Here is a 20,616-nt window from a genome sequence, read left to right as displayed (position 1 = left end):
TATTGTAAACTAAACTATTTCTGCGCTTAAACCTGCTTGTAATAGTTTGCTACACCTTGGTTCTAAATCTTTATATGAACCGGTTTTAACGGTACATTTACCTTTGTAATGCACCAAAAAAGCACATTGTTCTGCTTGTAATGGCGTATGGTCGCAAGCATCTACCAGTGTGTCTATAACATGATCAAAAGTATTTACATCATCATTAAACAACACTATTTCGTTATTGTTTGCAACCTCTTCTTCTACTAATAGTTCTTCTAAATATTTTTCCTGATTACTCATAATCTTCTAACATTTATACTAACTAAAATACATATTTTACGGCAACCCAATTATTTTTTTCCAGATTTTTTTCAAACTTTAATCCAACTTCATTACATTTTTCTGTAATTACCGGGATATCTTCTTTATAAAATCCGCTTAAAAATAAAATACCATCTTTAGTTAAACACTTGGCATACTCTGGTATATCTGCTAATAAAATATTTCTATTAATATTAGCTATGATAATATTATATTTTTGGTCTTTAAGTAAGCTAACATCGCCCTCAAAAACATTTATTTGACTACAATTGTTACGTTCTTTATTTTCTAAAGCATTTAAGTAACACCAGTTATCTATGTCTATAGCATCTACAGAGCTAGCATTTTTCATTGCTGATAAAATTGCCAAAACACCTGTTCCGCTGCCCATGTCTAAAACAGATTTTCCTGTAAAATCATGTTCTAAAATATGTTGCAACATCATATGTGTAGTTTCATGATGTCCAGTACCAAAACTCATTTTTGGTTCTATAACAATATCAAACTTAGTATTTGGCTTTTCATGAAAAGGTGCACGTACAGTACAAACGTCATCTACTACAATTTTTTCAAAGTTTTTTTCCCACTCTGCATTCCAGTTTTGTTGTTCTATTTCTTTAAAGTTAAAGCTAATATCAAAATTTTCATTAGATAATATTTGCACATTTTTTACCTTCTCTTCTGTCCAAAGATCTTTTAAAATATATGCTTGTACTCCTTCTTCATTTTCAACAAAACTATCAAACCCAACTTCGCCCAATTGCGCAATTAATATGTCTGATGCTGGTTGCAATGGTGCAACTGTAAAATTGTATTCTATATAGACTAAATCTGCCATTATGTACGTATTTGTAAACTTTTTTAGAAGTGCAAAGGTACTTTATATTGCGTCTATAATAGCAATAAAATCGTCTGCTTTTAGTGCTGCTCCACCAATTAAGCCACCATCTACATCTGCTTTAGAAAAAATTTCTTTAGCATTTGCTGGTTTTACACTACCGCCGTATAAAATAGAAACAGCTTCTGCAATTTCTGTAGTGTACTCCTCTGCTATTGTTTTTCTAATAAAAGCATGCATTTCTTGTGCTTGTTCTGGAGATGCAGTTTCTCCTGTACCTATTGCCCATACAGGCTCGTAAGCCAAAACAATATTAGACCAAGCCTCTGGCTTTAAATTAAAAAGTGCATTTTTTAATTGAGATGCAACAATGTTAAAATGATTATCAGATTTACGATCTTCTAATTCTTCTCCAAAACAGAAAACAACACGCAAATTCTTTTCTAAAGCAGTAATTACTTTTTTAGCTAAAATTTCATCTGTTTCAGCAAAATAAGCTCTACGCTCAGAATGACCAATAATTACAGTATTAATACCAATATCTAACAACATATCTGCAGAAATTTCTCCGGTATAAGCACCGTTTTTTGCAAAGTGCATATTTTGCGCAATTACTTGAATTGCTGATGACTTTACATCTTGTACAGCCGCTGCTAAATTTACAAACGTTGGCGCTACCATAACTTCTGCTTCTGTATCTGGTAATTTACCAGCTAACTCTGCTAATAAAGCATTTGTTTCTGTTAAGGTTTTATTCATTTTCCAGTTACCTGCAACTATTTTTGCTCTCATTTTTTATGTGTTTTATGAGTTTACTATCAATTTTAAGTATCAAATATAGTATATAATATTTGTATCACTTAATGATTTTGCATTAGTAACAAATAACTGCCTAATCCTTAAAAAAAAGGACATAAGCTGATAAAAATTTAATGTTTTTTGTTTTTTATTGGAATCCAAATTTCTTCTACAGAATCTGGATTTGCTGCGCCCAAATATCTATCATCTAAAAACTCAAAATGTGGTCTTTGGTCTAGCTGGTAACCTGTCCTTGGTAACCACTCTGTAAATATGTACTGAAAAGCTGTAGAAAAATCTTTAGCCATACCTTGGTATAAAAAAACTGCATATAAACCACCTTTAAGCTCTAAAACTTGCATACCATTAGGTACTTGTTCTGCATTAGTAACAGCTATTGCTGCCCACTTATTAAATGTAGCTGCTGGGTTAAAATTTACAAAAGAGTACTCTTTGCCATAATCTTGAACAGAGTAATATTCTCCTTTAATATGGTTTATAACTTCATCTTTTCTAGTCATAAAAGATTTCCAATGAGCAACATTATCCATAGTAAGTACCGAAACCTCCTTTTTAATACCTATTAAAATTTTAGGTTCTAATTCTTTTATATCTGGCGTATCACTTACTAAATTTCCCATTGTTATGCTTCAATAATTTTTATAGTACTATTGTGCTTTAAAATTTCTTTAATAAAGCTATCGTTTGTCTTTGGACTTATATAAACCTCATCAAACTTATTATATTTTATAATTAGTCCTTTGCTTGCTGTTGCTGGTTTTAAACCAACCCATAGGGTTTTACCTTTTATAATTTGGTGTATGTTTTTAATAGGAATATCACCTTTAAAGGGTCCGCTTTTATAACTAAAAGTAGTAGAACTAAGCTTGTAGCATGTACCATAAAAAACCCATAATAAAAAGCATAATACCAAAACGTTAATTACTGTAGTAACTATGTGACTTGTAGTTTTAACTTCATCAAAAATACTAAAGAAAAGAACTGAGCATAATACTAGTATTACAACTATTATAACCCCATTGAACAAATTATCCTTTCTACTTTTAAAAATCATTTTAAAACTTTAAATCGTCTACATCATTATAATGTACTTTTTGTTTAATTGTACCTTTCTCTAAAACCAAAACAGCCGGATTAGAACGAACTACTGTTTTTAACGCAGTTTCATCAGTAAAATAAAAACTAAAATCTAGATTGTATTTTTTTACAATTTGACTAGATAAATCATTGTTAGAAGCAGACATACCAATAACTTTATATCCTTTAGCTATAGCTTTGTCTGTAACTGTTTTTATTGCCGTAAAAGCATCATAATCACTTTTTGCCAAATCATAAGCAATTACCATAACCAATTTATTTTCTTGCAATAAAGAAGAAGCAAAATCTTCACCATCTTTTTCAATTGTAAAATCGTGTATAGGCGGCTCGTACCCTTTTTGTACTTCTGTAGTTTCTACACTTAAATACTCACCATCTACACTTGGGTAATCTCCTTGAGTAACGTATATTTTTTCTTCACCGTTTACATTAAATTTCCATTCATAATCAAAAATAGGTTGTGGCGCACCTTCTGGTACAGACATACCTTCTTCTATATTAGCACCAATTTTATAAGGTCTAAAATCTTTAACAGGCAAATGGTTAAGTACATAGTTTGCAAATAACACACACGCAAGTAAGCCTAGTAAAACAACACCTCTCCTAATATTAAAATTAAAAAGTGGTTTAATATATTTTAACCCTAAAACAAGAATTAAAATAAATACAAAAAGTATAATATCTTTTGTAAAAGACTCCCAAGGAGTAAGTTTTATTGCATCTCCAAAGCAACCACAATCTGTTACTTTATTAAAATAAGCAGAATAGAAAGTTAAAAAAGTAAAAAAGATAATCATCCCTAGTAAACTATATGCTGTAAACTTTGGTCTGTAACCAACCAAAAGCATAATGCCAAGCAATACTTCTACAATTACAACTACTATAGAGATTGATAAAGCGTGTGGCTCAAAAAAAGGCATATTTAAAACACCAACGCTAAAATATTCTTCTAATTTAAACGAAAAACCAACCGGATCGTTAAGTTTTATTAATCCGCTTATAATAAATAATATACCTACAAAAACCCTACTTACACCTACTAAAAACTTCATACAATAATTAAATTTTGAAAAATACTACTTAAAAGCACACCAACGCAGCTTTTAACTTTTGCTTATAATTTTTACTCGTTTAAGTGAATTAGTGCAAAAACCGAATAATTAATTATGTCTTGGTAATTAGCATCTATACCCTCGCTAACTAGGGTTTTACCCTTATTATCTTCTATTTGTTTAACACGTAACAACTTTTGTAAAATAAGATCTGTTAAAGAGCTAACACGCATTTCTCTCCAAGCCTCACCATAATCGTGATTCTTATTTTCCATTAAGGTTTTTGTAATGGTAATATGTTTATTGTAAAGTTCTACAGCCTCAGCAACATCTAAATCTGGTTGTTCTACAATGCCTTTTTCAATTTGCACCAATGCCATAATAGCATAATTAATAATGCCAATAAATTCAGATTTTTCACCTTCATCTACCTTTCTAACATCGTTTTCTTGCAAACCACGTATACGTTGTGCTTTTATATAAATTTGGTCTGTTAAAGACGGTAAACGTAAAATACGCCAAGCACTACCGTAATCTTTCATTTTTTTTTGAAATAGCTCACGGCACTCTTTTATAACCGCATCATATTGTTCCGATGTATTCTGCATTTATCTTGTGTAATTTGTGTAAATTTCGCTTAAAATTTTGAACTAATCAAAAGTAAGGGTTTTATCTTAAATCATTTATTTTTTAGAAGTCGATAAAAATCATTTTAACACACAGTATGACAATTAATTGCAACGGAAATTTAATAGACCTATCTACACCTAAGGTAATGGGGATATTAAACCTAACGCCAGACTCTTTTTATGACGGCGGAAGCTATAAAGATGAAAACGACATTGTAACCAAGGTTGATAAAATGCTTGCAGATGGCGCTACTTTTATAGATGTTGGTGCGTATAGCTCTAGACCAAATGCAACTAACATCTCTGTTGATGAGGAAATTAACCGTATTGTACCAGTTATAAAACTACTTGTTAAAAAGTTTCCTGGTATTTTACTTTCTATTGATACTTTTAGGAGTGCTGTTGCTAAAGCGTGTTTAGAAAATGGAGCTGCATTAATTAACGATATTTCTGCTGGTGCTTTAGATGATAAAATGATGAGCGTAATTGCAGAATACAAAGTGCCTTATATTATGATGCATATGCGTGGTACTCCAGAAACTATGCAACAACTAACAGAATATACCAATGTGACTTTAGATATAAAACAGTATTTTGCTAAAAAACTTGCCCAAGCAAGAGCTTTAGGTATTATAGACTTAGTAGTTGATCCTGGTTTTGGTTTTGCAAAAACTACAGAACAAAACTTTAATATTTTACAAAACTTAGACCTTTTTAAAACAATGAATGTACCTATACTTGCAGGTATTAGCAGAAAATCTATGATTTATAAAACTTTAGACACCACTGCTAATAATGCTCTAAATGGTACAACTGCACTAAACACTATTGCTTTAACAAAAGGAGCTAATATTTTAAGAGTACATGATGTTAAGGAGGCTATAGAATGTATTACTCTTTATACTGCTTTACAGTTAAATGAAACCTTATAATTTAATTACTCATTTTTTTTATAATTTTACAAAAACCCTTTTACTTGGATTTTCTAAATTTTCTTGATTTTAAAATAACAGATATTATAGACATTATATTGGTGGCTGTACTACTCTACTACATATATAAGCTAGTACGTGGCTCTGTTGCTATTAATATTTTTATAGGTATTGTAATTGTTTGGGCACTTTGGAAACTTACCGAATTGCTAGATATGAAAATGATTAGCAGTATGGTTGGCGGGTTTATGAACATTGGCTTAATTGCTTTAATTATTGTTTTTCAGCAGGAGTTGCGTAAGTTTTTGCTAATGATAGGTTCTACTAATTTTGCCACAAAACGTAATTTTATAAAACACTTTAAATTTTTAAAACAAGAAGCTATGACTACAGATACCAATGTAGAAGCCATAGTGAATGCTTGTGATAAAATGGGTAAATCTAAAACAGGAGCATTGCTTGTTTTAGAACGCACTAACTCCTTAGATTTTGTTAAAAGTACTGGAGATAAAATGAATATTGAAATTACCCAACCTATATTAGAAAGTATTTTTTATAAAAATAGTCCGTTACATGATGGTGCTGCCATAGTAGAAAACAATACCATTGTTGCTACCAGAGTAATACTACCAGTTTCGCAAGAGCGTACCATACCATTACGTTTTGGATTAAGACATAGAGCTGCAGTTGGTATTACAGAAAAAACCGATAGTTTAGCACTTGTTGTTAGTGAAGAAACTGGCACCATATCTTACATAAAAAACGGAGAGTTTGTACTTTACAAAGATTTAGACGAACTTACGAGTCTTATTAAAGAGGACTTAATATCTTAAAATGAATTGTAAAAATTGTGCAAATAGTCTACAAACAGACTATTCTTTTTGTCCAGATTGTGGTGCAAAGGTTATTAGAAATAGACTTACTATTAAAAATTTACTTAGTGACATTACAGAGCGCTACTTTAACCTAGACAATACTTTTTTACGCACTTTTTTACATTTATTTACAAAACCTGATATTGTTATAAATGGTTATGTAAATGGCACAAGAAGAAAATACGTTAACCCCATTAGCTATTTTGGTATTGCACTAATGTTAGCTGGTTTTTTAATGTTTTTTATGCGCAAGGTTTTTGATTTTGAAATGGATTTTGATGCTTTTGACCAAGGAATGAATCCTGAGTTTACTAAAAAAATGACAGATGTACTATATGATTACTCCTCCTTATTTTTTATAAGCTACATACCTGTTTTTTTAATTGTAGGACTCATTACATTAAACAAAAGAAAACACATACTAGCAGAATATACAATTAGTGTAATTTATAGTTTAGCTCAATGGAGTATTTTATCTTTTTTTACAAGTATGCTCGTGATTAGTTCTTTTCCACAATACTATTCTGACTATAGCTTACTGCTAACCCTATTTTTAATTTTATATTTTATTTACGTACAACAAAAGTTAAATAAGTACTCTGCTTGGCAAATAACTTACAAATCAGTGTTATTTATAGGAATACTATCTACTATATTCATAGGAACAGTAACTTTTATAATGATAGTTGCTATGGTTACAGGCCATTTTAATCCTGCAGATTTTGTTCCTGCTAAATAATTTAAGCTACATCTTCTGCTACAAACTGTGCTTGATAAAGGTTGTAATAATAACCGCCTTTTTTAAGTAACTCTTTATGTGAACCGCTTTCTATAATATTACCTGCATCCATTACAATAATTTTGTCTGCTTTTTTAATAGTTGCCAAACGGTGTGCAATAACAATAGATGTTCTGCCTTGCGTAATTTTCTCCGTTGCCTTTTGTATTAATTGCTCTGAGTATGTATCTACAGAAGATGTAGCTTCATCTAAAATTAAAATACTTGGGTTACTTACATAAGCACGTAAAAAGGCTAGCAATTGGCGTTGTCCACTAGATAGCATTGTACCACGCTCTTTTACATTATACTGATAATTATTAGGAAGACTTGTAATAAAATCGTGCACAGATATTTCTTGTGCTGCCTGTGTTATTGTGTCTAACGTTATATCTTCATTTTTTAAAGAAATGTTATTTTCTATGGTATCAGCAAATAAAAATACATCTTGCAATACAACCGCTATTTTATCTCTTAATGAGGCTAACTTGTAATCTTTAATATCTACACCATCAACCAAAATTTCACCAGAATTTATTTCATAAAAACGGTTTAGTAAATTTATAATGGTAGATTTTCCTGCTCCTGTAGCACCAACAATAGCTATTGTTTCACCAGCCTTTACATCAAAAGAAATTCCGTGTAACACCTCTTCTCCTTCCACGTAACCAAAGTGTACATTTTTAAAACATATATCTCCTTTTATTTCATCTTTTTCAAAAGACCCTTCGTTGGTAATAGTGTCCTTTTTATCTAAAATTGCAAATACCCTATTTGCAGCAACCATACCCATTTGTAATACATTAAACTTATCTGCTATTTGCCTTAATGGCCTAAACAACATTTGAGATAGTTGTATAAACATAAATATAGTACCTAACTCAGTAATATCATTATTTAATATAACACGCAAGCCACCATACCACACTATTAAACCAATGGCTACAGATGAAACAATTTCTGCAATTGGAAAAAAGATAGAGTTGTACCAAACTGTTTTTAACCAAGCATTTCTGTGCTTTTCATTTATTACTCTAAATTTTTCTTGTTCTACCTTTTCTCTGTTAAAAAACTGAACAATTTTCATTCCTGTTAAACGCTCTTGTACAAATGTGTTTAAGTTAGATACCTGTGCTCTTACATCTATAAAAGCAACTTTCATAGCTTTTTGAAAAACACGCGTTGCGTAAACTATTATTGGCATAATTGCAAAAACTATAAGTGCCAATTTCCAACTATAAAAAAGCATAACGCATGCAACTACAACCATTTTTAATAGGTCTGATACTATCATAAAAAAACCTTGACTAAAGATTTCTCCAATACGCTGTATATCTGTTACTGCTCGTGTTACTAGTAAACCTACTGATGAATTATCATAATATTTCATTTTAAAACTAAGCATATGCTTAAATAGTTTTATTCTAATATCTTTAATAACTGATTCTCCCAACCAATTTGCATAGTAAACAAAGGAAAGCTGACTTGTGACTTCTAACACCAAAACCACTAACATTAAAACAATAATGTTTAATAATAATCCTGAATCTTTATTTTCTAAAGCTGTATTAACAATTTGTCTTAATAAAACAGGACTTAAAACCGCAAATGCAGATAAAGATATTGCAGCCATTACTACACCATAAAAAGTTAGTTTATACGGTTTTGTAAACGTAAGCAATCGCTTTAACAATGTGTAGTCAAATGCTTTTCCTGATTCTTTTTTTGTATTAGCCATTATTTATATTGATAATATTATCTGGGTACAAAACCTGCGTTAAATATAATGCTTTTGCCGGTACAGAGGTTCCTGCCTCTGCCCTACTTTTACTAGCTAGTATAGTGTTTATATGGTTTATGCTAATTTTACCCGTTCCTACATCTAAAAGAGTACCAACTATGGCTCTTACCATATTACGCAAAAATCTATCTGCAGTAATTGTAAACACAAATTTATCCTCTTTTTGCTCCCAAATAGCTTTTTTAACAGTACAATAATAGGTTTTAACATCTGTTTTAGATTTAGAAAAGCATTCAAAATCTTGTTTACCCAAAAGCAATTGTGCTGCACTATTCATTTTATCAAGATCTAGCTTTTGCCTAATAAAATGGGTTGTTTTTAATGAAAACGGGTCTTTTTGTGTACTAATTAAATACTCATACGTACGTTCTGTAGCATTAAATCTAGCATGTGCATCTTCAGGAACCTCATAAATATTTTGCACTGCAATATCATCTGGCAAAAATGAATTTAGTCTTCGTATTAAATCTTTAGTGTCTGTTATGGTTGCTAAATTAAAATGGGCATACATTTGCTTAGCGTGTACGCCTGCATCTGTTCTACCAGCTCCCATTAAAGAAATTTTTTCTTTTAAAAGCGTACTAAATGCTTTTTCTAACTCCTCTTGCACAGTATTAGCGTTTGGTTGTATTTGCCAACCATGGTATGCTGCTCCAAAGTATGAAAATGCTACAAAATATCTCAAATTGAATTCCTATTTTTGTAAACCACAAAGATACTTAATATAAGTAAGATTTTAGCAGACAGTAAACCGTATTACTTTAATTTTAAATTAAAGTACGCTATTCTTCTTTTTTAATTTTATAACAACTAATTATTTAGAATGACAAAAATTTTATTACTGTCTGATACACACGGCCATATTGATGATGCAATTTTAAAATATGTTAAGCAAGCTGATGAAGTTTGGCACGCTGGCGATATTGGAAACTTAAATGTTACAGACAAAATTAAAAAATTAAAACCTTTAAGAGCCGTATACGGTAATATTGATGATGATAAAGCTAGACTAGAATTTCCGCTAGACAATAAATTTATGTGTGAAAAAGTGGCTGTTTGGATTACCCATATTGGCGGTTACCCAGATAAGTACAATGTGCGTATACGAGAGGAAATAAAAGTAAATTCTCCTAAAATTTTTATAAGCGGACATTCACACATTTTAAAAGTAATGTTTGATAAAAAATTAAATTTATTACATATGAATCCAGGTGCTTGCGGTAAACACGGTTTTCATCAAGTGCGTACAATGTTACGTTTTACTATAAATGGCGAAGACATTAAAGATTTAGAAGTTATAGAACTTGGTAAAAAATAATCTCTTCTTTCTTTAATTTAATGAAATTAATATGTTAAAAGTGTTAAAAAAACTACAATAACACACTGTTAACTACTTTAATCTTGTTAATCTTTCCTTATATTTACTAAACATACAGATTACAAACCTACATTATTAACCAAATATTTCCCCATATATATGATTAATAGCCCTAAAATCACTGTTGTAGATTTAGAGACCTATAAAGCAGACCCAACAATACAAAACATAAAGGATGCCTATAAAATTTGCATTATACACCCTAAAAGCAAATTACATTATCCTACACAAACAGTTACAATTAATAAGACAGCTTTGGTATTTACCAACCCGCTATTGGTTTATAATTGGGAACCTATATCTAAAGAACAAATAGGCTATTCTTGTTTATTTAATCCAACGTTTTTAGCAGAAAACACAACCGATTTAGAAAAAAAATGTCCAATTTTTAAACTAGGTGCTAAAAATATTTTTTATGTAAATAAAGAGCAAGAACAAAATATTACAAACATTTACAAAAAAATACAATTAGAGTTAAATACTAATTACATTAATAAAGAAGCTGTTGCCAGTAACTATATAAGTCTACTAATTCATGAAGCTTTAAAACTAGAACCAGAATCTGCTAATGTTGAGATTAAATGTGCAGCATCTAGAATTACATCTTTATTTTTTGAACAATTAAATAGACAATTTCCAATTAAGAATATTAACAACCCTATATTACTAAAAACACCAAAAGATTTTTCTGATAATTTGGCTGTACATATAAATCATTTAAATGATTCTGTAAAAAGCATAACAGGCAAATCTACATCTACACACATAAAAGAAAAAATTACTGCAGAAGCAGAAAATATGCTTTACAATACCAATTTAAACATATCAGAAATTGCATATTGCTTAGGTTTTAAATACCCTAACAACTTTAGTTCATTTTTTAAAAGTAATACCGGTAAGTCTCCTTTAGAGTACAGAGCCGTAATTCTTTGATTTTTATATATTATGGTTTGATTTTGATACTTTTATACAGTAACCTATATATATATTTACAAAACCAAACCTAAATTTATAAATATATATGATTGATGAAACTCAGTTGATTGGTAAAAGTAAAACCGAAATTTTAAAACTCTTTGGATCTCCTACAAAAGGAGCAATTACAAATGTATGGACTTACAACACCACTGTAAATAATATTGAAAAGGAAATAACTATTTACTTTGACCCCGAAAATGGACAAGTAATATTGTTTGATAATATACAGTTATAACATAAAAAAACCCGGGAACAACCCCGGGTTTTACGCACTAATATAACTAAGATGTTAGGTTTAACGCAAACGATCAACAGATTTTACAAGATCCTCATCCTTTTTAATGAACCTATTGGCTAGCACTAAAAATACGATAGAAAATAGTGGAATCAACATCCCAATACCCTTCTCAGAAACAACAGTTTCTCCGGATAAGTTTAGTGATCGGGAAACGAAAAATCCTAGTATAAAAAGATTACATATCATATTCAATCTGTTTACCACAAATTGATTTTTTCTATTTTTAAACAATAAAATGGCAATAAAAGCCAAAATAGCAGACACATAAAAAGCTACAGAAATATACATTTCATCTTTAGCAAAAATAACTGTACCGTTATCTAATGTCCACAAACTAGCAAAAAAAGGAAGCACAGCTGCCAAAACAACTACTATTAATAAAAAAACAGTTTGTACTCTTTGTATCATTTATCTTTCTTTGAAAAAACAAAAATAGCGTCTTTTTAAGATTTATCAATGAAATATTAAAAATAATTTGTAATATTGCTACAGAATATTAGTAATATCGCTTACCGACAGGGACTTTCAAGTCCAAATAAGTACCCAAATTACACACTTCAAGATTTCATATTTTTCAACAAAGTATAACTTATTCAACATTACATGTTTGAGATTTCCGATTTAAAAGCAAAAAAGCTTCCTGAGTTACAGGATATTGCAAAAGGTTTAAATGTTCCTAAGTTTAAAACATTAAAGAAGCTAGATTTGGTTTACCAAATACTAGATGTACAAGCAGCAAACCCTAAAGCAGTAGAAGAAGTTGTTGTTAAAGAACCTAAAAAACCAGATGCAAAACCTGTTGCAAAAGCCAAACCTGCAGAAAAACCAAAACCACGCCCTGTTAAAAGAGAACGTGTTTTAAGAGAAAAACCAAAGCCAAAAGCTAAAGAAGTTACCACTACAGAAGAAACTACTAAAGAACCTGTAGCTAAAAAAGTACCTTCTACAAAAAATACAAAACCTGCAGCTAGTCCAGAAAAAAAATCACCTCAAAGAAATTCACCACAACAAGGGCAGCAAAAAAATAACAATCAGCACAAAAATAAAAAACCGCAGCACCAAAAAAATCAAAGAGATAAAAGTAACTTTGATAAGGACTTAAAAAACAGGTACAGAGAACCTGAATTTGAGTTTGACAGCATTATTGCCAGTGAAGGTGTTTTGGATATTATGCAAGATGGTTATGGTTTTTTAAGATCTTCTGATTATAACTACCTTTCTTCTCCTGATGATATTTATGTATCACAATCACAAATTAGATTATTTGGATTAAAAACAGGAGATACAGTATTAGGAAACGTACGCCCACCAAAAGAAGGTGAAAAATACTTTCCGCTAATTAAGGTAAATAAAATTAATGGTATAGACCCACAAGTTGTAAGAGACCGCGTGTCTTTTGAGCATTTAACACCATTATTTCCTCAAGAAAAATTTAACCTTGCAGACAAGCAAAGTAAAATTTCTACCAGAATTATAGATTTGTTTTCTCCAATTGGTAAAGGACAACGTGGTATGATTGTTGCCCAGCCAAAAACTGGTAAAACAATGCTATTAAAAGATATTGCAAACGCTATAGCTGCAAATCACCCAGAAGTTTATCAAATTATTTTATTGATAGATGAACGCCCAGAAGAGGTTACAGATATGCAACGTAATGTACGTGGTGAGGTTGTAGCGTCTACTTTTGATAAAGAAGCTGTAGAACATGTACGTGTTGCAAATATTGTTTTAGAAAAAGCGAAAAGACTAGTAGAATGTGGCCATGATGTTGTTATTTTACTAGATTCTATTACGCGTTTGGCAAGAGCATACAACACGGTACAACCTGCATCTGGTAAAGTATTAAGTGGTGGTGTAGATGCAAATGCACTACACAAACCAAAACGTTTCTTTGGTGCTGCACGTAATATAGAGAATGGTGGTTCTTTATCCATTATTGCAACCGCACTAACTGAAACAGGCTCTAAAATGGATGAAGTAATCTTTGAAGAATTTAAAGGTACTGGTAATATGGAACTTCAGTTAGACCGTAAAATATCTAACAGAAGAATATTCCCTGCAATTGACCTTACATCTTCTAGTACCCGTAGAGATGATCTGTTACTAGATGACAACACAATACAACGTATGTGGATTTTACGTAAATACTTAGCCGATATGAACCCTGTTGAAGCTATGGAGTTTATAGAACAACGTATTAAACAAACTAAAAATAACGAAGAGTTTTTATTAACAATGAATCAATAACAAAAACCTCTATTCTATAATAAAAAATCCTACTAATTAATTTTAGTAGGATTTTTTATTATTTGATTTTCAGAATACTATAAAAAAGTGACTATATTTATGCGACCTTAAAATCCAATAGTTATGACCACCAACAAAAAAGCATTTTATTTTATTTTACCCTTAGCATTACTTATTGTTAGCAGCTGCAATAATCCTAAAGAGCAAAAGAAAGAACATCCAGAGCCTGTTAAAGAAGTAAAACCTCCTACACAAATAATTACCACCAAAAAGGCTCAAACTCTTTTTGATGACTACTCCAAAAGAAGAGCTACCCTCATTAAAGATTTTGAAGACAATGAAGTAGACCCTAACTCCTCTTTTGATGTTGCCAGATATGGCTATTACGATCTTATAACCTTAAAAAACTACATTGCTTTTATAGAACAAGAAGCAAAAAAAGCAAATGTAGAAATTACCAACGTACGTTTTTATTTTGGAAATTACCCTAAGGATAGCAAATATAAACACCCAAGACAAAACACATTTTTTATAGCACCTACTACCACAGTAAATGGTAAAGATTATCCATTTTCTGTAATTACAAATGGTAAAACATACAAGGCTAAAATTTTAAAAGATAATTTTTTATTACAGCCTTCTAAACAATCAACAACGGAAGAAGCATCTATTTTTCCAAAGATTTCATTTTTTAATGACGATGAAGAACAAAGTTTAATTCTTAATCATTCCAATATGGTTCCTCCTCCGTACTAGGATTAGTAAGTATACTTAGTTTCCAACAAAAAAAATGACATTAATAGATAATTTACTAGAAAATATAGCAGAGCCATTTTATGCAATAACACTAGTTATTGCATTGTGGCGCTATCCAAATTACTATAATACATATTTAAAATATTTTCCAATACTAATTGCCTACACTCTTTTAAACGAGGTTTTAGGATTTTTAATTAGCTCTTATCCAGATTTATTTAATATATCAATCAATAAATTCTATACTAAAAACAATATTTTACTTTACAATATTTACGATATAATTTATTTTCTTTATTTTCTATACATCTACAAACTATACTTAGAAAAAAAGATTTTAAAAATAGTAACCACAACAGTTATTATTCTCTTCTGCTGTATTAGTATTTTAAATATATTTTATCAAGATATACAACTAGAAAGCCATGTACTCACCCATTCATTTGGATGTTTTTTTCTAATATTAATTACCTTAGTCTACCTAAATCAAATAGATTGGCATCAAAATAAAAAAGACCCAACAAAAAATTTCTTATTTTGGTTAAGCTGGGGCTTACTTTTGTTCCACACAGGGTTTCTCCCTATAAGACTATCTTATTATTTTAGAATAATACAAAACCAAGAAAGCTATATTTTTATTAGAAGATTGCATTTGTTTTTAATACCCTTAATGTATTGTTGCTTTATTATTGGCTTTATTAAAATGAGGCGTAAATTAATAAAAGAATAAAGTATAATAACAAATACTGTATATTAATTTATTAAACATACTTTTAAATCTTTAGATAAACTAAAAAAGCGCTCTTAAAAAAGAGCGCTTTTACTATTTTTACTAAAAAAAGTATAGCTTATAAAGCTGCTACTTGCTTAGTTAATTTACTTTTTAGGTTAGATGCTTTGTTAGCGTGTATAATATTACGCTTAGCTAACTTGTCTAACATACTAATAACTGTAGGCAACATAGTTTCGGCAGATTTCTTATCCTCCTCAGCACGTAACTTTCTCAATGCATTACGCATTGTTTTGTGTTGGTACTTGTTACGTACACGCGCTGCTTCGTTTCTTCTTATTCTTTTTAATGCTGACTTGTGATTTGCCATTTTATTTTTGTTATTATGTTTTTAACGGGCTTCCACCCAAAAATTGTAGTCCGTAGGGGAATCGAACCCCTGTTACCAGGATGAAAACCTGGCGTCCTAACCCCTAGACGAACGGACCATTATTACTATTTGTATAGTGGAGTGCAAAATAAAGAAAACTTTATTTAATTTCAAAACTATACTTCATTTAAGAACTTGTAGTCCGTAGGGGAATCGAACCCCTGTTACCAGGATGAAAACCTGGCGTCCTAACCCCTAGACGAACGGACCATTAACTTTTTGCGTATTGCGGATGCAAAAATACAACTATTTTTAATTATTGCAACACCTAAGTCAATTTTTTTTTAAAATTAATATGCTTTTGCAAATAACACCCTGTTTTTAGAGGGTTTACCAGTTAGCATACAACTCCCATTTTCTTCTTTTGCATCCATAGGAATACATCTTATGGTTGCTTTTGTCTCATTTTTAATCTTTTCTTCTGTCTCTGCCGTTCCATCCCAATGTGCAGATATAAATCCACCTTTGCTTTCTAAAACTTCCTTAAACTCATCATAAGAGTTTACTTCTGTAATATGGTTAGCTCTGTAGTCTGCTGCTTTCTTGTAAATATTTTTTTGAATATCATCTAACAAAAATTCAATTTTAGCAACCACTTCATCTGCGTTAACTATTTGCTTTTCTAAAGTATCTCTACGTGCTATTTCAAATGTTCCGTTTTCTAAGTCTCTTTTTCCTATGGCTATACGTACAGGAACACCTTTTAACTCATACTCGTTAAATTTAAATCCAGGTTTGTGTGTATCCCTGTTATCAAACTTAACAGATATCCCTTTAGCTTTAAGTTCCTTTACTAACGGATTTACTTTTTCAGAAATAGCATTTAATTGTTCATCTCCTTTATAAATTGGAACAATTACAACTTGTATTGGCGCTAATTTAGGAGGTAAAACCAGCCCATTATCATCACTATGAGTCATTACTAAAGCTCCCATTAAACGTGTAGACACTCCCCAAGAAGTAGCCCAAACGTATTCTTGCTTTCCTTCTTTTGATGCAAATTTAACATCAAAAGCTTTTGCAAAATTTTGTCCTAAAAAGTGAGACGTACCCGCTTGTAATGCTTTGCCATCCTGCATTAAGGCTTCTATACAATATGTTTCTACAGCTCCGGCAAAGCGTTCGCTTGGAGTTTTTAAACCTTTAATTACAGGGACTGCCATAAAGTCTTGAGCAAAATCAGCATATACATCCATCATTTGTTCTGCTTCTGCTATGGCTTCTTGTTCTGTAGCGTGTGCCGTATGTCCTTCTTGCCAAAGAAACTCTGCTGTACGCAAAAATAACCTTGTTCTCATTTCCCAGCGTACAACATTAGCCCATTGGTTTATTAATAATGGTAAATCTCTGTAAGACTGTATCCAACCTTTATATGTATTCCAAATAATAGCCTCACTAGTTGGGCGCACTACTAACTCCTCCTCTAACTTTGCATTAGGGTCTACTCTTAATTTCCCTGGTTTATCAGGATCATTTTGCAATCTGTAGTGTGTAACAACAGCACATTCTTTCGCAAAGCCTTCTGCATTTTTTTCTTCGGCTTCAAACAAACTCTTAGGAACAAATAAAGGAAAGTATGCATTTTCATGACCTGTTTCTTTAAACATTCTATCTAGCTCTGCTTGCATTTTTTCCCATATAGCATATCCGTAAGGTTTTATAACCATACATCCACGAACAGCTGAATTTTCAGCAAGATCTGCTTTTACAACTAGTTCATTATACCATTTGGAATAATCTTCGGCTCTTTTAGTTAACTTCTTGCTCATTATTAGTAGTTTGGCACAAATATTGTGTTTTTATCAATAAATAAATTATAGTTCGACAAAACTAACTATTTTTACATTGTACAACAATTAAATTTAATATGATGATACATTCCCAATCCATCCAGAAAATAAAAAAAGTTGCATTTAGCATCTTAGTTGGCTCATTAATTGTTTCTTGTGGTTCTTACCAAGAAGCATCTTATTATGACAATGATGGTATATACTCTACCAACACAACACAAACTGTAGAACAAGCTCCTGCAAATAACAATAGTGAATACCAAGACTTTTTTGGTGAACAAGCTAATGAGTATAATGCTCTGTTAGATGGAGAAGTCTTTACAGATGTAGATAGCTATTATAGTGATGTGCAAGAAGGAGATGTAGAAAACAATTATAACGGAAATCCAGGTTGGGGAGATAATGCTACGCAAGTAAGTATTAACATTCATGATAACGGATGGGGAAACTTTGGTGGTTTTTATGACCCTTGGGGATATGGATATGGCGGATTTGGGTTTTACAACAACTGGGGAAGTCCTTATTGGGGATGGAACAACTGGAGATATAGAGGCTACAGCAGATTTGGCTGGGGCTGGGATGGTTTTGGTTATGGATATGGTTTTGGATGGGGAAATCCTTACTATTACAACCGAAGGTTTTACAATCCTTATTACAATAGATACTATAACAATTACGGAAGAAATTCATATGCATTTAACAACAGCAGAAGAGGTCGTTATGACAACATAATTTACGGTAATAGTAGATATGCTTATTCTCGCTCTGGAAGATCTAACGTAAATACAGGTATATCTAGATCTAATGTTAGTTACAGATCTGGGAAATCTGCAGCATCATCTAGAACAAGTACTACTTACAGATCATCTAATACTTATAGTAACAGGTCTAATGTTAGTGTAGATGGTATAGATCGTAATAGATCATATAGAACTAGTCGTACTACCAGAACACAACCAACATACAGTAACTCTAGAACTAATACTTATAACAGAGGAAACACGTATAGCAGAAGTAGCAATAGTAGTTCTACTAGACCAACAACTACTAGAACAACAAGATCATCTAGATCCAGCTCTACCTACTCTAGGCCATCTTCTTCTTCAAGAAGTTCTGGAACATACAGAAGTTCTGGAAGTAGCTCAAGAAGTTCGGGCACAACAACAAGGAGTAGTAGCTCTTCTAGATCTTCATCTGCACGAAGTTCTTCTTCTAGCAGCAGGTCATCTTCTGGCAGCAGCAGTAGATCTTCTGGAGGTAGATCTTCAGGTAGAGGTAGATAATACTTTATTACTTTAAATATAAAAACTAATTATAAAACTCAAAGGATGAAAAATTATATCGCCTTAGCGTTTGGCTTGGTATGTACTATTGCTAGTGCACAAAATATAAACGATGTACTACAATATAACCAACAAAACCTTATTGGTACAGCTCGCTACCAAGGTATGAGTGGTGCTTTTGGAGCATTAGGTGGAGATTTGTCTGCTCTAAACACAAATCCCGCTGGTGCAGCAGTTTTTAACAATCATTTATTTTCTGCAACGCTATCTAATTACAATAAGAGTAATGATGCAAATTATTTTAGAACCAACAGAGAGGCTACAAGAAACGACCTAGAAATTAATCAGGTAGGTGGTGTAATGGTATTTAGATCTAATAACTCTGATTGGAAAAAAATTGCCATTGCTGCAAATTATGATTTGGTTCAGAATTTTGATAATAATTTTTCTATATCTGGTGTTAGCAACCAAGGTATAGATCAGTATTTTTTAAGTTACGCTAATGGTGTACCCTTTGGACCTTTATTAAAAAGAGACGGAGAATACCTAGAAGAAGCTTATTTAGATATTGGAAGAAACTTAGGTTTTGTAGATCAGCAAGCTTTTTTAGGTTACTACGGAGGTATTATAGACCCTGTAGACGAAGCTAACGACAATAACATAGACTATGTAAGCAATGCAAATTACAATACTGTTAATCAAGACTATTTTGAAAATACTACAGGATATAACAGTAAATTTATTTTAGATTTTGCCACCCAATACCAAAACAATTTATATTTAGGCGCATCTTTAAATTTTCATAGCATAAACTATGACAAGTACACAGAATTTACAGAAACTGGTTACACTGTAGGCACAGACATAACCAGAACTACTTTTGACAATTATTTACACACAGAAGGTAATGGATTTTCATTTGCATTGGGTGCTATTGCTAAGTTAAACGATATGGTAAGAGTTGGTGCCAGTTATGAGTCTCCTACTTGGTACAGATTAACAGATGATACATCACAACGTATTTCTTCTGATTTGGCTGATGATGATATAAATTATATAAATTTTGACATTATAAATGTATATGAAAGATACACTATAAAAACACCTAGCAAAGTTACTGGTAGTTTAGCTGTTGTATTTGGAAAAGATGGTTTATTGAGTTTAGACTACGGCTTTCAGGATATGAGTCAGGCTGAAATTAAACCTACTAACGATCCTGGTTTTGCTGCTGCTAATGATGAAATATCTAACGAATTAGGAACTGTTTCTACAGTTAGACTTGGAGGGGAATACAGAATTAAAGATATTAGTTTAAGAGCTGGATACAGGTATGAACAAAGTCCGTATGAAGATGAATATACAATTGGTGATTTAAACGGATTTTCTTTAGGTTTTGGTTACTCATTTGGACCTAACAGACTAGATATAGCTTATAATAGAACAGAGCAAGATGTAAATAAACAACTATTTAATGCAGGCTTAACAACACCAGCCTTAGTAAATGTAGCAAACACAAATGTAACTATAGGTTACACTGTAAACTTTTAAAGTTTACCACAATTATATAACTAAAAAAAGCAGCCAAATAGGCTGCTTTT

General features: G+C 31.4%; 23 protein-coding genes and 2 tRNA genes. 11 read left to right on the top strand and 14 right to left on the bottom strand.

What is annotated here, in order from left to right; all coding sequences use genetic code 11:
- Positions 1 to 9: 9 nt before the first annotated feature.
- From PBN93_RS11590 to PBN93_RS11560, 7 genes are all read right to left on the bottom strand, one after another.
- Positions 10 to 285: an ATP-dependent Clp protease adaptor ClpS gene (locus tag PBN93_RS11590; RefSeq protein ID WP_077406301.1), complete on the bottom strand. Its 276-nt coding sequence runs from the start codon at positions 283 to 285 to the stop codon at positions 10 to 12.
- 22 nt (positions 286 to 307) lie between these two features.
- Positions 308 to 1,144, bottom strand: coding sequence for a 50S ribosomal protein L11 methyltransferase (gene prmA, locus PBN93_RS11585; RefSeq protein ID WP_077406298.1), 837 nt, complete (start codon positions 1,142 to 1,144; stop codon positions 308 to 310).
- Between the two features lie 42 nt (positions 1,145 to 1,186).
- Positions 1,187 to 1,936, bottom strand: a complete 750-nt coding sequence (gene tpiA / locus PBN93_RS11580; RefSeq protein ID WP_077406295.1) for a triose-phosphate isomerase — start codon at positions 1,934 to 1,936, stop codon at positions 1,187 to 1,189.
- A gap of 137 nt (positions 1,937 to 2,073) precedes the next feature.
- On the bottom strand, positions 2,074 to 2,583 hold the full coding sequence (locus tag PBN93_RS11575) for a GyrI-like domain-containing protein (RefSeq protein ID WP_077406292.1): 510 nt from the start codon (positions 2,581 to 2,583) through the stop codon (positions 2,074 to 2,076).
- Between the two features lie 2 nt (positions 2,584 to 2,585).
- Complete coding sequence (locus PBN93_RS11570) at positions 2,586 to 3,017, bottom strand: PH domain-containing protein (protein ID WP_077406289.1); 432 nt, start codon at positions 3,015 to 3,017, stop codon at positions 2,586 to 2,588.
- Between the two features lies 1 nt (position 3,018).
- Positions 3,019 to 4,113 (bottom strand): BT_3928 family protein, encoded by a 1,095-nt coding sequence (locus tag PBN93_RS11565; RefSeq protein ID WP_077406286.1) that lies wholly within the window; start codon positions 4,111 to 4,113, stop codon positions 3,019 to 3,021.
- 71 nt (positions 4,114 to 4,184) lie between these two features.
- Complete coding sequence (locus PBN93_RS11560; RefSeq protein WP_077406283.1) at positions 4,185 to 4,721, bottom strand: DUF1599 domain-containing protein; 537 nt, start codon at positions 4,719 to 4,721, stop codon at positions 4,185 to 4,187.
- Positions 4,722 to 4,837: 116 nt separating this feature from the next.
- Between PBN93_RS11560 and folP the strand changes: the two genes are divergently transcribed.
- From folP to PBN93_RS11545, 3 genes are read left to right on the top strand one after another with little or no spacing between them, the layout of a single operon-like run.
- Positions 4,838 to 5,674, top strand: a complete 837-nt coding sequence (gene folP, locus PBN93_RS11555; RefSeq protein WP_077406280.1) for a dihydropteroate synthase — start codon at positions 4,838 to 4,840, stop codon at positions 5,672 to 5,674.
- A gap of 44 nt (positions 5,675 to 5,718) precedes the next feature.
- Positions 5,719 to 6,507, top strand: a complete 789-nt coding sequence (cdaA, locus tag PBN93_RS11550) for a diadenylate cyclase CdaA (protein WP_077406277.1) — start codon at positions 5,719 to 5,721, stop codon at positions 6,505 to 6,507.
- Between the two features lies 1 nt (position 6,508).
- Positions 6,509 to 7,288, top strand: coding sequence for a DUF3667 domain-containing protein (locus PBN93_RS11545; protein ID WP_271080712.1), 780 nt, complete (start codon positions 6,509 to 6,511; stop codon positions 7,286 to 7,288).
- A gap of 1 nt (position 7,289) precedes the next feature.
- On the opposite strand, the gene PBN93_RS11540 is transcribed toward PBN93_RS11545, so the two are convergent.
- Together PBN93_RS11540 and truA are read right to left on the bottom strand one after the other, a co-directional pair.
- Positions 7,290 to 9,065 carry an ABC transporter ATP-binding protein gene (locus PBN93_RS11540; RefSeq protein WP_271080711.1) on the bottom strand — a complete coding sequence of 592 codons (1,776 nt, stop codon included), beginning with the start codon at positions 9,063 to 9,065 and terminating at the stop codon, positions 7,290 to 7,292.
- On the bottom strand, positions 9,058 to 9,813 hold the full coding sequence (truA, locus tag PBN93_RS11535; RefSeq protein ID WP_271080710.1) for a tRNA pseudouridine(38-40) synthase TruA: 756 nt from the start codon (positions 9,811 to 9,813) through the stop codon (positions 9,058 to 9,060). The genes PBN93_RS11540 and truA overlap by 8 nt, the downstream gene beginning before the upstream one ends.
- A 138-nt stretch (positions 9,814 to 9,951) precedes the next feature.
- Between truA and PBN93_RS11530 the strand changes: the two genes are divergently transcribed.
- From PBN93_RS11530 to PBN93_RS11520, 3 genes are all read left to right on the top strand, one after another.
- The gene (locus tag PBN93_RS11530; protein ID WP_271080709.1) at positions 9,952 to 10,446 is read left to right on the top strand and encodes a metallophosphoesterase family protein; all 495 of its coding nucleotides are present in this window, start codon (positions 9,952 to 9,954) and stop codon (positions 10,444 to 10,446) included.
- Positions 10,447 to 10,605: 159 nt separating this feature from the next.
- Positions 10,606 to 11,439: a helix-turn-helix domain-containing protein gene (locus PBN93_RS11525; protein WP_271080708.1), complete on the top strand. Its 834-nt coding sequence runs from the start codon at positions 10,606 to 10,608 to the stop codon at positions 11,437 to 11,439.
- 88 nt (positions 11,440 to 11,527) lie between these two features.
- Entirely contained in the window at positions 11,528 to 11,719 is a 192-nt protein-coding gene (locus PBN93_RS11520) for a hypothetical protein (RefSeq protein ID WP_077406260.1), read from the top strand.
- Positions 11,720 to 11,779: 60 nt separating this feature from the next.
- Here the strand turns inward: PBN93_RS11520 and PBN93_RS11515 are convergent, their stop codons facing one another.
- A complete protein-coding gene (locus tag PBN93_RS11515) occupies positions 11,780 to 12,190 on the bottom strand; it encodes a DUF4293 domain-containing protein (RefSeq protein ID WP_077406257.1) in 411 nt (136 codons plus the stop codon).
- A gap of 195 nt (positions 12,191 to 12,385) precedes the next feature.
- Here PBN93_RS11515 and rho point away from each other — a divergent pair, with 195 nt between their 5' ends.
- The 3 genes from rho to PBN93_RS11500 all read left to right on the top strand — a co-directional run bounded on the left by rho (position 12,386) and on the right by PBN93_RS11500 (position 15,515).
- Positions 12,386 to 14,029, top strand: coding sequence for a transcription termination factor Rho (rho, locus tag PBN93_RS11510; RefSeq protein WP_077406254.1), 1,644 nt, complete (start codon positions 12,386 to 12,388; stop codon positions 14,027 to 14,029).
- A 123-nt stretch (positions 14,030 to 14,152) separates the two neighbouring features.
- Positions 14,153 to 14,785 carry a hypothetical protein gene (locus tag PBN93_RS11505; RefSeq protein ID WP_271080707.1) on the top strand — a complete coding sequence of 211 codons (633 nt, stop codon included), beginning with the start codon at positions 14,153 to 14,155 and terminating at the stop codon, positions 14,783 to 14,785.
- Positions 14,786 to 14,819: 34 nt separating this feature from the next.
- Positions 14,820 to 15,515: a hypothetical protein gene (locus PBN93_RS11500; protein WP_271080706.1), complete on the top strand. Its 696-nt coding sequence runs from the start codon at positions 14,820 to 14,822 to the stop codon at positions 15,513 to 15,515.
- A 118-nt stretch (positions 15,516 to 15,633) separates the two neighbouring features.
- Here PBN93_RS11500 and rpsT read toward each other — a convergent pair whose 3' ends face one another.
- The 4 genes from rpsT to proS form a co-directional block, all read right to left on the bottom strand.
- Complete coding sequence (gene rpsT / locus PBN93_RS11495; protein ID WP_013621871.1) at positions 15,634 to 15,885, bottom strand: 30S ribosomal protein S20; 252 nt, start codon at positions 15,883 to 15,885, stop codon at positions 15,634 to 15,636.
- 46 nt (positions 15,886 to 15,931) lie between these two features.
- A tRNA-Glu gene (locus tag PBN93_RS11490) sits at positions 15,932 to 16,003 on the bottom strand.
- 80 nt (positions 16,004 to 16,083) lie between these two features.
- A tRNA-Glu gene (locus tag PBN93_RS11485) sits at positions 16,084 to 16,155 on the bottom strand.
- Between the two features lie 80 nt (positions 16,156 to 16,235).
- A complete protein-coding gene (proS, locus tag PBN93_RS11480) occupies positions 16,236 to 17,714 on the bottom strand; it encodes a proline--tRNA ligase (RefSeq protein ID WP_271080705.1) in 1,479 nt (492 codons plus the stop codon).
- Positions 17,715 to 17,812: 98 nt separating this feature from the next.
- Between proS and PBN93_RS11475 the strand changes: the two genes are divergently transcribed.
- Positions 17,813 to 19,018: a hypothetical protein gene (locus PBN93_RS11475; RefSeq protein WP_271080704.1), complete on the top strand. Its 1,206-nt coding sequence runs from the start codon at positions 17,813 to 17,815 to the stop codon at positions 19,016 to 19,018.
- A 45-nt stretch (positions 19,019 to 19,063) separates the two neighbouring features.
- The gene (locus tag PBN93_RS11470) at positions 19,064 to 20,566 is read left to right on the top strand and encodes an OmpP1/FadL family transporter (protein WP_271080703.1); all 1,503 of its coding nucleotides are present in this window, start codon (positions 19,064 to 19,066) and stop codon (positions 20,564 to 20,566) included.
- The last annotated feature ends 50 nt before the right edge of the window (positions 20,567 to 20,616 follow it).

This window comes from Cellulophaga omnivescoria, assembly GCF_027915275.1.
GTDB classification, from domain to species: domain Bacteria; phylum Bacteroidota; class Bacteroidia; order Flavobacteriales; family Flavobacteriaceae; genus Cellulophaga; species Cellulophaga omnivescoria.
Note: the sequence above shows the minus strand (reverse complement) of the source record. Positions and strands in the feature narration are given on the sequence as shown.